This window comes from Aquimarina sp. AWH4_224, from assembly GCF_056160245.1.
In genome coordinates, this window is sequence record NZ_JBSWWU010000004.1 from 224679 (window position 1) to 237549 (window position 12871).

Here is a 12871-nt window from a genome sequence, read left to right on the forward strand (position 1 = left end):
AAAACTTTCAAACGAACATAGTATATTTACCCGAAGTGATCTAATTCAATAAAAAGATGAATAAAAAGGATATTACCATTCTATTAGTAGACGACGAACCTGATATTCTAGAGATCGTTGGATACAATCTAACTGCAGAAGGGTATAATGTACTTACCGCAGAAAATGGTGTAGAAGCCGTAAAAATTGCAAAGAAAAAGAAACCACATTTAATTATTCTGGATGTTATGATGCCTGAGATGGATGGTATCGAAGCCTGTGAACAAATACGTAAGGTTCCGGATTTGCAAAACACCATTATTACATTTTTGACCGCAAGAGGAGAAGATTATTCTCAGGTAGCAGGTTTTGATGCTGGTGCAGATGACTATATCACAAAGCCAATTCGACCAAAAGTATTGATTAGTAAAGTAAAAGCTTTGCTAAGAAGGCTTAAAGAAGATGATTCTTCAGATAACGTGGTGAAAATTGGAGATCTGGTAATTAACCGAGATGAATATAAGATCATTAAAGACAAAAAAGAGATCATTTTACCCAGAAAAGAGTTTGAATTGCTATCTTTATTGGCCTCCAAACCAGGTAAGGTTTTTAAGCGAGAAGATATCCTTGATAAGGTTTGGGGAAATGAAGTTATTGTAGGAGGACGTACCATCGATGTACATATTAGAAAATTAAGAGAAAAGATAGGAGACAATAGCTTTAAAACGATCAAAGGTGTCGGATATAAGTTTGTAGTATAAATGGCAGAAAACTTCAGGAAGTCGTATAGGTTTGCATACCTGTCGTCTTTATACATAACGATAGTATTAACGCTCGCATTGAGCGTTTTTTTATTCATACAATCACAGCTGAATTTCTTATTTCTTTTGGCATTTGCTGTGGGTTGCTATGCGGTGTGTTTTATTGTGGTGCAGTATCGAGTAGAGCGTTTTATTTATCGCAGAGTTCGACGTATTTACGACGATATCGAAATGCTTGAGGTAGATAAGGTCAATGATGGTCCGGTAACTACAGACATGAGGACACTTATTAAAGAAGTAGAAAAGTTTGCTCAACAACGAAAAACAGAAATTGAGACCTTAAAAATCCGAGAAGCCTATCGTAAAGAGTTTATGGGAAATGTATCTCACGAACTTAAGACTCCTCTTTTTACAGTACAGGGATATATCCTAACCTTGTTGGATGGGGCTATGAACGAGCGCAAAATTTTGGAAAAGTACTTGAATCGTGCGGGCAAAGGAGTAGAGCGTCTGATTTATATCGTGAATGACCTGGATATGATTACCAAGTTAGAAACGGGGGATTTGAACTTAAACTATGTAAATTTTGATATCGTAGAATTGGTGCAGAGTGTATTTGATTTGTACGAAATGAAAGCTTCCAAAAAGAATATAGCATTGGCTTTTGATATGAATTATCAAGATCCAATAATGGTCCACGCCGATAAAGAACGTATACAACAAGTGTTATCGAATCTGGTGGTCAATTCTATAAAATACGGAAAAGAAGACGGTACTACAGAGGTAAGTATCGAAGATCTGATCCGCAATAAAGTTATTGTTCGGGTAACCGATAATGGCGAAGGTATCGCGCAGGCGCATATCCCTCGACTGTTCGAACGTTTTTACAGGGTAGACAAGAGTGGATCCCGAAAAGAAGGAGGTTCGGGACTCGGGTTAGCCATAGTAAAGCACATTATCGAAGCACATCACGAACGTATTTATGTAGAAAGTGACTATAGAGTAGGAAGCGAGTTTTCATTTACTCTGGAAAAAGTGAAAAAGTTCCCGGTAATCGATGTCGGTACTAAAACTGCTTAGTCCTCTATACATATTCAAATCATGTAATTTTTTTAATGTAAACTCGTGCTGATTACAACTGGGTACCAACTTATTAAGCGTTAATCGTTGTGCCAGATACTCCTGTTCAAACTGTCCTGGAGTAGGGATGAAAAATGCCTTCTTCTTTAATTTGGCAAGATCCATTACCGTGGTATATCCCGAGCGAGAAATGATTAAGCTGCTGCTATTGATGGTATCTTCAAGCTCTTTTCCCATCAGGTAGTTATGGATGGTAATATTATTCTTTACATAGGTCTTATGCGTATCTTCTATAATACCTTGTACAAAGACGATACTTTTATCACTTTGTTCAAATTCTCTAAATAGTTTTTGTTCGAGTAAAGTACGTTGCGGTTCCGGACCCGAAAGCAGTACCATAATATCATACTTTTTTGGCATTGCTTTATACTCAAATCGACTTAACGGACCCAAATAGGTTACAGGTACATTGCTTTTTTTAGGATGTCCTAGCTCGCCACTCAAATTAGGATCGTCTGCCATATCTGGCACCCAACACAAGTCAAATTTTTTGATGTATTTGTTGTGCAATTTGGTGCTGAAAGATGTAGTATTTCCACTAAGTACTGTTAGCTGATGCGTAATAAAAACCGAAGGGATTTTTTTGTGTCTAACCCCCATACGGTTATCAGAGATGATCCCACAAAATTCTTCCTGTTCCATTAGTTTTTTTATGGCCTTTTTCTCGGCACTAATCGCATGCGCAATTTTTGGGCTATTCAAAAGCATCTTTAACTTAAAGTTACTTCCCTTTTTTGCGTATTCAATATTATACGAAGGAAGTTCTTTGGTTTGTAAAGAAGGAAACTCTTTTTTCAATAGCGCAAGCGCCGCTCCATCTGAAGCAATTACAGGTTCTAATCCTTCTTCGATTAATGCATTGATAATAGGTATGCATCGCGTTGCATGGCCTAATCCCCAATTTAGAGGAGCTACAAGTACTTTTTTGTCCAAATGTCTTAGTTTTTAGTTTGTTAGACCGACTAACTATTTGTTCTAAAGAATAAAAGTAATCCTATTTCCTTATGCGTATATTTCCTTAATTTTACCAAAAAATTATGTTTAATATAATTCGACACTCATAATTGCACACTTTTTGTAGATTATCGAGATTGTAACGAATATTTAGTAATTGAGACTAGTAGAAAAGAAATAGTGGATACGTGGGAAGTAAGAATAAACTAAAACGCTTTAACGAGAATAAAACCTTTCAAAATGTAATCGAGCCTACCCGAGACGAGGTGCTTAACAATTCCTTGGGATATAAGGGAAAATGGAAGGAGAAATTTTTTAAAAATCAAAACCCAATTGTATTAGAATTGGGGTGTGGTAAAGGTGAATATACTGTTGGGTTGGCAGAGCGATATCCTGACAAAAATTTTATCGGGATAGATATCAAAGGTGCCAGGTTCTGGAGAGGTGCCAAAACAGCCATAGAAAATGAAATGAATAATGTGGGTTTTATACGAACCCAAATAGAATTGATCGAATATATTTTTGAAGAAGGAGAGGTCGATGAGATCTGGATTACCTTCCCTGATCCGCAGATAAAATATAAGCGGACCAAGCATCGTTTGACTAACCACGATTTTCTGAATCGGTATAAGAAAATATTGAAAGCTGAAGGTTTGGTACACTTAAAAACAGATAGTGAATTTATGCATGGATACACTTTGGGGTTACTGCACGGTGAGGGGCACGAAGTGCTTTATGCCAATCATAATGTGTACCATAATTCGGGCGCTCCAGAGGTGGTGACAGCCATACAAACTTTTTATGAAAAACAATATTTAGAAGAAAATAAACCCATAACTTACATTCAATTTAAAATTACTTAATCGGCCTTACCATCTTGGAAACAACCAAACTATTTCTTGTCACTTTTTTTGCGTCATTGATTGGGGTAATACCTCCAGGATTGGTGAACATGACGGTTGCCCGCACCTGTCTTGAGCGAGGTAAAAAGAATGGTGTTTTGGTGGCTATAGGAGCTTCTGTGATTGTTGTGTTTCAAGCATTGGTAGCTATTCTATTGGCAAAATATATCTTTTTCAGCCCATTTGTAAAAAACATACTACTTCGTACGGGAGCAGTAATCTTTTTTTTGATGGCGATTTATTTCTTTGCCAAAGCAAAACAAAGAGAAACCAAGATAAAGGTATACAGACATAATAACACTCGGAGTTTTTTTAAGGGAGTAATGATGTCTGCTATTAATGTCTTGCCTATACCCTACTTTGTGGCTATTGCCGCAGGGATGAGTGTTAGTGGTAAGATAGAATACGATGCGCCAAGAATTATTGCTTTTATTATTGCTGCGGGATCGGGAACTTTTGTAACCCTTTATTTTTATGTATTCTCCTTTCTGAAAATTGAAAAGAAAACAGCAACGATCACCAAATACTCTAATTATTTTATGGGGATTTTGATGTTAATTCTGGTAGTGATTACCTTGGCACGAATTATTTATACATGGGAGTAAAAGAAAAGAACAACGAATCAGGATCGGAGGGCAACTTCTTTGAAAGAGTTTATGAAGTAGCGAAGTTAATTCCATATGGGAGAGTAACCTCGTACGGAGCGATTGCAAAAACATTAGGAGCGGCCAGAAGCGCCCGAATGGTAGGATGGGCGATGAACGCCTGCGATGGTAGGGACGATGTTCCCGCGCACAGAGTCGTGAACCGAAAAGGAATCCTTACCGGGAAACATCATTTTCAAGGTACCAATCTGATGCAACAACTTTTAGAAAGCGAAGGGGTAGAAGTTATCGATAATCAAATACAGGAGTTTGATAAAATATTTTGGGATCCTATGAAGGAACTCTAAAAAGCAATACCTAATCCTGCAGAGAACATGGTAAAATCAGTGTTTCCAATTTTCAAATGTTCCATTCCTCCAGAAAGCTTATAGCGTCCGATGTGATAATTTACCAGCCCATTAAATTTATTAATAGTTTCATCGTTGATAAACGTTTGGTTGAAATTAGATTCCAGACTGAAGGGTTTGGCAAAGAACCACTCGATTCCTACGCCATAGGTAAATCCCCATTCGTCTATAGCGCCATCAATGTAGGTAGCTCCTAATCCCCACCAGGCATCAAAGCGTTGTGTGCGTACTCTGTGATATTTTGCTAATGCTGTATACAACGCCAAGGAATTACGACCAAAATTGGTGTTTTCTTCCCAGAGTTGCAGGTAGTCAATTTCAACACCGACTCTTTGTAGAAATCGCATATTCAAATTAAGGTGGTTTCCATAAAGTTTACTGTTTTCAGCAACAAAACGACTAGACAAAGTAGTACGAAACCCTTGAGTATCATTCCCCGGTTGATACGCATAATTGCCCTTATTTCCATCAAGATAGGGATACTTGGTGATCGATGCCATACTAGCTGAATACTCTTGCTCGATGGGTGTCTCGATCATGGCATAATACGAACCAAATAAAACCACATCTACGAATAAGGCAGCAAAGGTTTCTTCAATAAAACTACCTTGATAATCATCATAATCCACAGTTGTACTTTGAGATCTTGAACCTCGACTTTCTCGTCGTTCTTTTTTGGAAATACTTTTTTCTGCTTTTTCGAGTTTTCCTTGCCCCATAATATTGGATATACTGAATATCATTAGGAGAGCTAAAACTAATGCTGTTTTTTTCATTGTGGTTTGCTGTGAAAATTCAAAAAGCCTAAGACACATAAATCATACCATACTCAAAAACATAATATTATCAAAGACGATGGTACGATAGATCATTTCGATTTTTGGGCTTTATAATGTTAACTTTTCGGGTTATCTTTGCATGTAGAACAAATTCGAATTGATTTGTTTTAAAAAGGAAAAAGAGAAACGCATGAAATTGGAAAAATCTGAGATCCTAAAAGCGCTAGAGACTATTACGGTTGCAGGAGAAGGAAAAAATATGGTAGAGAGTGGTGCCGTAAAAAACGTAATCACTTTTGGAGATGAGGTCATCGTCGATTTGGTTTTAGGAACACCAGCATTGCATATCAAGAAACGTGCTGAGGTAGATATACTGAAAGCGATTCATGAGCATGTTTATGAAAAGGCAAAAGTAAAAGTCAATATCAAAATAGAAGCACCGGCTGCCCAGCCTCAAAAAAATGAAATCAAAGGGAAACCAATTCCTGGGATTACCAATATCATTGCAGTAGCTTCGGGTAAAGGAGGTGTAGGAAAGTCTACAGTTACTTCAAACCTGGCGGTTACGTTGGCCAAAATGGGATTCAATGTTGGATTGCTAGATGCAGATATATATGGTCCTTCTGCGCCAATTATGTTTGATGTAGAAAGAGAACGACCACTTTCGGTAAAAGTGGGTAATCAATCCAAAATGAAGCCTATCGAGAATTATGGAGTAAAAATACTGTCGATAGGATTTTTTACACAGCCTAATCAGGCGGTGGTTTGGAGAGGTCCAATGGCTGCCAAAGCATTGAATCAGATGATTTTTGATGCTGCCTGGGGAGAATTAGATTTTCTACTTTTGGATCTACCTCCAGGAACAGGAGATATTCACTTATCTATAATGCAATCCTTACCAATTACTGGTGCTGTGGTAGTAAGTACTCCACAAAATGTGGCACTGGCAGATGCTAAAAAAGGAGTAGCAATGTTCCAGCAAGAGAGTATCAATGTTCCGGTTTTAGGAATTATCGAGAATATGGCGTATTTTACTCCAGAAGAGCTTCCTAACAATAAATATTATATATTTGGAAAAGAAGGGGCTAAGTATTTAGCAGAGGATCTAGAGGTTCCTTTCTTAGGAGAAATTCCATTAGTACAAAGCATACGAGAAGCGGGAGATGTGGGTAGACCAGCAGCATTGCAAACAGCTACTCCTATCGAGAAAGCTTTCGAGGAAATAACAAAAAGTGTGGTTCAGGAAGTGGTAAACAGAAATGAAAATTTACCTCCTACCGAAGCGATTAAAATAACAACAATGGCAGGATGTTCTGCTGTAAAAAAATAAGAAATGACTTCAGAAGAATTAAGAGCAAATGTAGAAAAGGCGTTGGATGAGATTAGACCCTTTTTAGAGAGTGATGGAGGTAATATTTCTTTGGTTTCTATTGAAGACGACAAGAGGGTTATGGTACAGCTAGAAGGTGCCTGTGTAGGTTGTAGCGTTAATCAGATGACTTTGAAGTCTGGAGTAGAAATGACGATCAAAAAATACGCTCCTCAAATAGAAGAAGTATTAAATATAGGATAACAAATAAAGGTTCTTTTTAAGAACCTTTATTTGTATTACGATATCCCTTTTTTAATCCAAATAATGGATGTAGAAAAGGGATTTTGAGTATTATAAAGTGATATAGTATCCAACTTGCCAGAAAAGTTCCTATCACCATAATCGTAAATTTGGCAATAAAACCCCAGTGCAAATTCATTATAAAATACCCAATAATAACGGTGATCGTTTGATGTAATATATAGAAAGGGTAGACCGCTCTATTGCAGTATGCTATAGTTCTGCTTTTGTGATTTAAATATTTTGCTGCATATCCAAATATGACCAAAATCCAGGACCATAAGTTGACTACTTTAACCATCCCTTCAGTAAAATGAATAAGGACGCTGTCTTTCCCTATTACCCAAATGGTGGTCTGCAATGAAAAAGCAATAATCCCGATCCAAAGTGCCTTTTTCTTGATTCGATCTATGTGTTCCCAAAATACATTTCCGGTAGCCAGTAAAACGAATCCATAGAAAAATAAAATGAGGAAATTGATAAAGGTAAACCAATCGTCAACCAGCGCATGCGTTATAGGAAAGAAAGGTTCTATCAAGACTTCAACAAAATACAATGGGATTACAAATAGGTAAAATCCTAATGGTTTTTGTAATAATTTAGTAATCCATCTCATTAGTTTAGTCTTTCTTCTCTTCAGAAAAATTAAAAAAGGAGATAACAAAAAAGAATACACAAACAAGTAGGGTAAAAACCAGAGATGGTGCCAGCTGATGTTTCCTTCGGGATAGATGCCAACATAAGCAGGTCCTTGAAGATAGGCCCAAAAAGAGCCAGTAAACTCATGATTTGCCAAACGTTCTACATATACTTGAGGGGGAACGATAAGTAACATTCCTACCGCCAGGGGTATTCCCAGACGCAGATATCGTTCCAGATTAAATTGCCAAAGATTACGCGAGGACAGTGCGTAATACGTTCCCATTCCAGAGATGACGAATAAAATAGGTAAACGCCATTGGTTTAAAAAAAGCATAGGCCAACGTAGCCAATCATAAATGACATTGTTTTTAATGTGCCATCCCCAGGGTACAAAAAACATCCCTACATGATAAAAAATTAATAATCCAAAAACGATGACCCGTAACCAGTCAATGTCGTAACGTCGAATTTTCTGTTCCATATTTTTCAAGATTGATGAGGTCCAAAATTGAAATAATTCTGGGTTGATTTGATCAAAATCCGCGGTAATTAGGTGCAGAATTGTAATTCTGGACGTTTTCAAATATTTAGAAAGAAGACTTTTGAAGAGTGACAAATGCTTTTGGAGACATTTGTACATGTTTTTTGAAAGCATTATAAAAAGAGGATTTGGATTTAAACCCCGCAAAGTTCCCGATAGCCTCTATGGTAAGATGATTATACTCTGGATCTACTAAACGTTGTTTGCACAAATCAATTCGATATTGATTGATAAAATCATTAAAATTAAGCCCTGTTGAAGTATTGATGATTTGCGAGATATAATTAGCACTAGAATTCAATTCTTGGGCAAGCGTTTTTAGTGATGCAGATTCCAAAAGATAAAAGCCATTAGTTTCTACAAACTCTTTAATTTTTTCAATAGATATTTCTTGATGGGTATAGCTCAGCGTTTCATATTTATCCGAAATCCATGAATTCTGAAAAAATCTGGATTCTGATACCATAATTAATGTAATCGCTACCACGGATAGATTCACAAAAGTGGTAATATAATGATCTCCAGAATCGTCTTCAAAATTCCAATACACTGCAAAAATGATTACGAAAACAGTTAGAAACGAGAGCACTAAATTTCGGGTAAATGAGTATTTATTATGAAGTGTGCTTCGGGTAAGATGTATGTTTTTTTGACGTAGATAATGATATAGAACACGAAATGACAGTATAATATAAACGATCAAACTCCCTAAAATTACCCAACGAAACTCATCCTTGATCCATAAATAATTATAGGTTGTGCCATCAGGGATTATTGCCTTTGTTAAGTGATCGTGATAGGCTCCCAAATACGCATTGACTTTAACAGGAGTGGGATGTAGGTAATACCCGATTTGGGTCAAGCCATAAAAAATGGCTGGTGCGAAATGAACCCCAATATTCTTGATGGTAACCGGTTTTCTTGTGAGCAAGCTATACACGAATAGGTACATACTAGGCCCCAGAATAAGTACGAGAGGCTCTGTAGCGTCATTAAATGCTATAGCATATTTCATCAGCCCAGTATAGCATGAAAAATTATCTAGTGATATAATGGCTTGAGCTATTAGAAAAACACCTAAAAATTTGAAGGCTACGTTTTTTTTGTTGGTTTTTATTAGAATGAGTATTCCTACCAACAATCCTAATACGATTCCCAAAAACATGATATATGAGGCTATATCATGCCGAATAGGGATTTGGTCTAAAATATCTTGAATATTTTCTGCTCGCATCTCAACAGATCATTCTGTTATAAATTCAGTAAGCTTTTGTGGACCTTCTAAAGGAACTCTGATGATTTGTAATACTCCATCGTCTGTAGTTGCGATTTGCCATTTGATCAATGTGATACATCCGTTTTCAATTTCCATCCCGGTGATCGATCTAGGATGTACACAACTCCCATCATTAAATAAGGCCAATTCGCCTGCCTCGGGAAAACGTGGTCTGTGCGTATGCCCGATTACTGTAAATAAGTTGTTTTTTGAAGCGATCCATTTTTTTATTCTACGCTCTACTTTAATGGTTTCTTTATAATTTTTGGCAGGGCTTGTGGGATCTGCAATACCAACAACCTGAAGAGGTTTCCATAATACTCGTACCAAAAACCTATTGATACGCCAGCCTATATAATTCATAAAATCAGCCTGATGCCCGTGCAGTAAGAAGATTTCCTGACCGTTGTCCTGATGTTTTAGTATGATCGCTTCATGGTACTTGATATCAGGAAAAAGGGGAACGGTAGAATCTGTTTTTTGATCAAAATATGAGCTCAGATGCTTCTTTACGTAACTAGGATCCCGGTAAACCATATCGTGATTACCCCAAATCATTTCTAGTCGATTTTCCTGAAAAAATAACTGAAGGAGTTCATAAACATTTTTATGCGCTCTGAAAATGGTTTCGAACGTAAGATTTTCCCATAATTCGTCACCATCTCCTAGTTCACAATATGTAAAGCCTTGATTGTAATAGTGTTTTAGTGCATGAAAGTAGATATTTCTATTGTTTGCAAAATCATCTGCAAAGCTATTATCCCCACGATGACAATCACTAAATAAGACAAACTTTGAACTATCATTAAACTCAATAACTTTGGCATTTTTATATGCACGATCTAGTCGGGATTGAGACGACATTGGGTATGTTTTTTAGTAAATATAAACTATTCCCTTTACTTATAAGTTAAGAGAGATCTTCATTTCAAAACAAGAAAGGAAAAATTTACTAAAAAACGATCAGGCTTTGAGATATTTTAACGCTTCGTATACCAAAATGGCGGGCCAAACAATAGCTTTTAAAACTCCAAGTACACCCATCCAAAAACTGGTTGCAGTACTTATAAAATAGATAGCAGAACCGATAAAGCCAAGACCATATACCTTACTGGACGAGGCTTCTTTTTTTGCAGTTTCTTTCATGATGATGTTATTTAGGTTTAATAGTGGTGGTTTACGTATTGAATCTACCCAATGCACAGCTAATATAAGACTTTGCTTTTTTTTCTATTGTGTTGATTTCACCTTCAATGGGATACCCTAATTTGGATAGTTCTTTTTCGACCGTTTCTATCCCGTTATCGGTCTGATAGCAGAAAGAAACGGTACAATTATCTGTATCGACATCGATATCTTGTATCCCTGGGAGTTGATGTAGCTTTTTTGCAATTGTGCTTTTGCAGCCACCACATTTTAAGTTTTGTATCGTTACCGTAGTTCTCATGGTTTCTAATTTTGAGCTAAACCTATATAAAAACTATACGGTAAACTATGACAAATGTCAATGTGATGTATATAGAGATCTGATATATATCATAGTTATTGATTGGTACTGGGTCTATATTTGGATGGTGTAAAAAACAAGAAATACATCAAAAATTTAAATTAATGTCTATGAAAACCAATATTCAATTTGTACAAATGCCAACTAGTGAAAGTATGGAAGAATATGTACATCAAAAATTAAATAAACTCTATAAAAAATACGAATGGGTCATCAAATCGGATGTTTTTTTCAAGAAAGAGAATGATCCAAAGGGTGAAGGGAAAATTTGTGACCTACAGCTTAGTTTACCCGGTCCAAAAATCTTTGCTACCTCCAACGAAAAGAACTTTGAACTTGCGTTTAAAGAATCTTTGAGCGATGTAGAAAAACAGCTACAAAAACGTAAACAGGAAATGAAACCTTATATGTAGATGATCAGCTTGCTGACGATCTCATATTTAGTTCGACAAACAAAACAGATGGTATAAAATCATCTGTTTTTTTATTATAATCTATCGTTCAATCTCAAAATGACAAAACGATTTTAGGTCTGCTTCTTCAAAAGACACTTGTTCTACCCTAGCGTATTCTGGACCTATTGCACACCAATCCAATAGTAATTTTAATTGTTGTTCGTTTCCTTCGGCCTCAAGATAGACATCCCCATTGGGCAAGTTTTTTACAAATCCTTTGATCTCTAGTTCTCGTGCTTTATCCTGAGTGTTTTTGCGGTACCAAACGCCTTGTACAATTCCTTTTACAGTAATGTTATAATGTTTTGTCATATCAAGAAAGTGAAAATCTGTGATAATGAAAGATACTACAAAATTGTGATAAGCATGATAATTATCATATTTAAAGATCAGCACACAGGGTACATTTGATGTATGAAATTTTAAAAACTGAAAAGATGAAAAAAATTCTTGTCCCTGTTGATTTTTCCGAATATTCAGAATATGCACTACAAGCTGCTGCAACAATTGCGAAGCAACAACAAGCTGAGGTCTTGGTGTTGCATATGTTGGGTCTTTCAGAAGCGATTTTAACCAAAAATGAAAGTCAGGAAGTCGAAGAAGCCATGTATTATATGAAATTGGCCGAAACACGATTTGATACTTTCCTGGATCAGAAATATTTGGAGGGTATTGCGGTTACCCAATTGGTTAAGAATTATAGAATATTCAGCGAAATTAATGATGTAGTTCACGAAAACAACGTTGACCTTGTTGTGATGGGATCACATGGAGTGAGTGGACTACGAGAGGAGGTTTTTATTGGATCTAATACAGAAAAAGTAGTTCGTAGCTGTGATGTTCCTGTACTGGTGATCAAAAATCCCGTAGATAGTTTTGAGCTTAATAAAGTAGTTTTTGCCTGCGATTTTAAAATCGAAAATCTGCGTGCCTATCATAATGCTATGCAGATATTCGAATCTTTTGGAGCTAGGGTAGACCTATTGTATGTTAACCTTCCCGGAGAACGATTTAAAAGCTCAGGACAAATAGAAGAAATCGTAAAGGAATTTCTTTTTAAAGCAGATGAAGGTAACCTGGATAGATTTAATGATGTAGTACATTATTACGATTATACAGTAGAGAAAGGAATATTCAACTACAGTAATAAAATTAATGCAGACCTTATCGCCATACCCACCCATGGGCGAAAGGGATTAGCGCATTTCTTTAGCGGAAGTATTGGTGAAGATGTTGCCAATCACGCCAACAGGCCTGTGATGACCTTTAGGATTTAATAAAGTGTTTCACACCAATTCTGGGGTTGCTACC

General features: G+C 36.5%; 17 protein-coding genes. 9 read left to right on the top strand and 8 right to left on the bottom strand.

The features are described from left to right. The first annotated feature begins 56 nt into the window (after window positions 1-56). Together ACXAGJ_RS09910 and ACXAGJ_RS09915 are read left to right on the top strand one after the other, a co-directional pair. Window positions 57-740 carry a response regulator transcription factor gene (locus ACXAGJ_RS09910; RefSeq protein WP_474839374.1) on the top strand — a complete coding sequence of 228 codons (684 nt, stop codon included), beginning with the start codon at window positions 57-59 and terminating at the stop codon, window positions 738-740. After that, window positions 741-1820 carry a sensor histidine kinase gene (locus tag ACXAGJ_RS09915; RefSeq protein WP_474839376.1) on the top strand — a complete coding sequence of 360 codons (1080 nt, stop codon included), beginning with the start codon at window positions 741-743 and terminating at the stop codon, window positions 1818-1820. Here ACXAGJ_RS09915 and ACXAGJ_RS09920 read toward each other — a convergent pair. Beyond that, window positions 1758-2813, bottom strand: coding sequence for a glycosyltransferase (locus ACXAGJ_RS09920; protein ID WP_073318287.1), 1056 nt, complete (start codon window positions 2811-2813; stop codon window positions 1758-1760). The two genes, ACXAGJ_RS09915 and ACXAGJ_RS09920, sit on opposite strands and share 63 nt — an antisense overlap. Window positions 2814-3022: 209 nt before the next feature. Here ACXAGJ_RS09920 and trmB point away from each other — a divergent pair, with 209 nt between their 5' ends. The 3 genes from trmB to ACXAGJ_RS09935 are packed head-to-tail and all read left to right on the top strand — an operon-like array spanning window position 3023 to window position 4688. Continuing rightward, complete coding sequence (gene trmB / locus ACXAGJ_RS09925) at window positions 3023-3697, top strand: tRNA (guanosine(46)-N7)-methyltransferase TrmB (protein ID WP_073318284.1); 675 nt, start codon at window positions 3023-3025, stop codon at window positions 3695-3697. 14 nt (window positions 3698-3711) lie between these two features. Next, on the top strand, window positions 3712-4341 hold the full coding sequence (locus tag ACXAGJ_RS09930) for a LysE family translocator (RefSeq protein ID WP_073318281.1): 630 nt from the start codon (window positions 3712-3714) through the stop codon (window positions 4339-4341). Further along, complete coding sequence (locus tag ACXAGJ_RS09935; RefSeq protein WP_473283429.1) at window positions 4332-4688, top strand: methylated-DNA--[protein]-cysteine S-methyltransferase; 357 nt, start codon at window positions 4332-4334, stop codon at window positions 4686-4688. Before ACXAGJ_RS09930 ends, ACXAGJ_RS09935 begins: the two co-directional genes overlap by 10 nt. Here the strand turns inward: ACXAGJ_RS09935 and ACXAGJ_RS09940 are convergent. Further along, a complete protein-coding gene (locus ACXAGJ_RS09940; RefSeq protein WP_474839380.1) occupies window positions 4685-5524 on the bottom strand; it encodes a hypothetical protein in 840 nt (279 codons plus the stop codon). The genes ACXAGJ_RS09935 and ACXAGJ_RS09940 overlap by 4 nt on opposite strands. A 193-nt stretch (window positions 5525-5717) precedes the next feature. Between ACXAGJ_RS09940 and ACXAGJ_RS09945 the strand changes: the two genes are divergently transcribed. After that, entirely contained in the window at window positions 5718-6857 is a 1140-nt protein-coding gene (locus ACXAGJ_RS09945; protein ID WP_474839382.1) for an Mrp/NBP35 family ATP-binding protein, read from the top strand. A 3-nt stretch (window positions 6858-6860) separates the two neighbouring features. Next, complete coding sequence (locus ACXAGJ_RS09950; RefSeq protein ID WP_073318271.1) at window positions 6861-7100, top strand: NifU family protein; 240 nt, start codon at window positions 6861-6863, stop codon at window positions 7098-7100. 16 nt (window positions 7101-7116) lie between these two features. Here ACXAGJ_RS09950 and ACXAGJ_RS09955 read toward each other — a convergent pair whose 3' ends face one another. From ACXAGJ_RS09955 to ACXAGJ_RS09975, 5 genes are all read right to left on the bottom strand, one after another. Next, window positions 7117-8262, bottom strand: coding sequence for an acyltransferase family protein (locus ACXAGJ_RS09955; protein ID WP_474839384.1), 1146 nt, complete (start codon window positions 8260-8262; stop codon window positions 7117-7119). Between the two features lie 106 nt (window positions 8263-8368). Next, entirely contained in the window at window positions 8369-9556 is a 1188-nt protein-coding gene (locus tag ACXAGJ_RS09960) for a helix-turn-helix domain-containing protein (RefSeq protein ID WP_474839386.1), read from the bottom strand. A gap of 9 nt (window positions 9557-9565) precedes the next feature. Beyond that, window positions 9566-10462, bottom strand: a complete 897-nt coding sequence (locus tag ACXAGJ_RS09965; protein ID WP_474839388.1) for a serine/threonine protein phosphatase — start codon at window positions 10460-10462, stop codon at window positions 9566-9568. Between the two features lie 99 nt (window positions 10463-10561). Further along, complete coding sequence (locus ACXAGJ_RS09970) at window positions 10562-10744, bottom strand: hypothetical protein (RefSeq protein WP_474839390.1); 183 nt, start codon at window positions 10742-10744, stop codon at window positions 10562-10564. A 31-nt stretch (window positions 10745-10775) separates the two neighbouring features. Then, window positions 10776-11045, bottom strand: a complete 270-nt coding sequence (locus ACXAGJ_RS09975) for a heavy-metal-associated domain-containing protein (RefSeq protein ID WP_474839392.1) — start codon at window positions 11043-11045, stop codon at window positions 10776-10778. A gap of 170 nt (window positions 11046-11215) precedes the next feature. Here ACXAGJ_RS09975 and hpf point away from each other — a divergent pair, with 170 nt between their 5' ends. After that, complete coding sequence (hpf, locus tag ACXAGJ_RS09980; RefSeq protein ID WP_474839393.1) at window positions 11216-11518, top strand: ribosome hibernation-promoting factor, HPF/YfiA family; 303 nt, start codon at window positions 11216-11218, stop codon at window positions 11516-11518. 81 nt (window positions 11519-11599) lie between these two features. On the opposite strand, the gene ACXAGJ_RS09985 is transcribed toward hpf, so the two are convergent. Then, a complete protein-coding gene (locus ACXAGJ_RS09985; protein WP_474839395.1) occupies window positions 11600-11872 on the bottom strand; it encodes an acylphosphatase in 273 nt (90 codons plus the stop codon). A gap of 125 nt (window positions 11873-11997) precedes the next feature. Between ACXAGJ_RS09985 and ACXAGJ_RS09990 the strand changes: the two genes are divergently transcribed. After that, complete coding sequence (locus ACXAGJ_RS09990; protein WP_474839397.1) at window positions 11998-12837, top strand: universal stress protein; 840 nt, start codon at window positions 11998-12000, stop codon at window positions 12835-12837. The last annotated feature ends 34 nt before the right edge of the window (window positions 12838-12871 follow it).

Coding starts and splice junctions, on each gene's coding strand:
- ACXAGJ_RS09910 (WP_474839374.1), top strand. CDS start 57: ATGAATAAAAAGGATATTACCATTCTATTAGTAGACGACGAACCTGAT.
- ACXAGJ_RS09915 (WP_474839376.1), top strand. CDS start 741: ATGGCAGAAAACTTCAGGAAGTCGTATAGGTTTGCATACCTGTCGTCT.
- ACXAGJ_RS09935 (WP_473283429.1), top strand. CDS start 4,332: ATGGGAGTAAAAGAAAAGAACAACGAATCAGGATCGGAGGGCAACTTC.
- ACXAGJ_RS09940 (WP_474839380.1), bottom strand. CDS start 5,524: ATGAAAAAAACAGCATTAGTTTTAGCTCTCCTAATGATATTCAGTATA.
- ACXAGJ_RS09945 (WP_474839382.1), top strand. CDS start 5,718: ATGAAATTGGAAAAATCTGAGATCCTAAAAGCGCTAGAGACTATTACG.
- ACXAGJ_RS09950 (WP_073318271.1), top strand. CDS start 6,861: ATGACTTCAGAAGAATTAAGAGCAAATGTAGAAAAGGCGTTGGATGAG.
- ACXAGJ_RS09955 (WP_474839384.1), bottom strand. CDS start 8,262: ATGGAACAGAAAATTCGACGTTACGACATTGACTGGTTACGGGTCATC.
- ACXAGJ_RS09960 (WP_474839386.1), bottom strand. CDS start 9,556: ATGCGAGCAGAAAATATTCAAGATATTTTAGACCAAATCCCTATTCGG.
- ACXAGJ_RS09965 (WP_474839388.1), bottom strand. CDS start 10,462: ATGTCGTCTCAATCCCGACTAGATCGTGCATATAAAAATGCCAAAGTT.
- ACXAGJ_RS09970 (WP_474839390.1), bottom strand. CDS start 10,744: ATGAAAGAAACTGCAAAAAAAGAAGCCTCGTCCAGTAAGGTATATGGT.
- ACXAGJ_RS09975 (WP_474839392.1), bottom strand. CDS start 11,045: ATGAGAACTACGGTAACGATACAAAACTTAAAATGTGGTGGCTGCAAA.
- hpf (WP_474839393.1), top strand. CDS start 11,216: ATGAAAACCAATATTCAATTTGTACAAATGCCAACTAGTGAAAGTATG.
- ACXAGJ_RS09985 (WP_474839395.1), bottom strand. CDS start 11,872: ATGACAAAACATTATAACATTACTGTAAAAGGAATTGTACAAGGCGTT.
- ACXAGJ_RS09990 (WP_474839397.1), top strand. CDS start 11,998: ATGAAAAAAATTCTTGTCCCTGTTGATTTTTCCGAATATTCAGAATAT.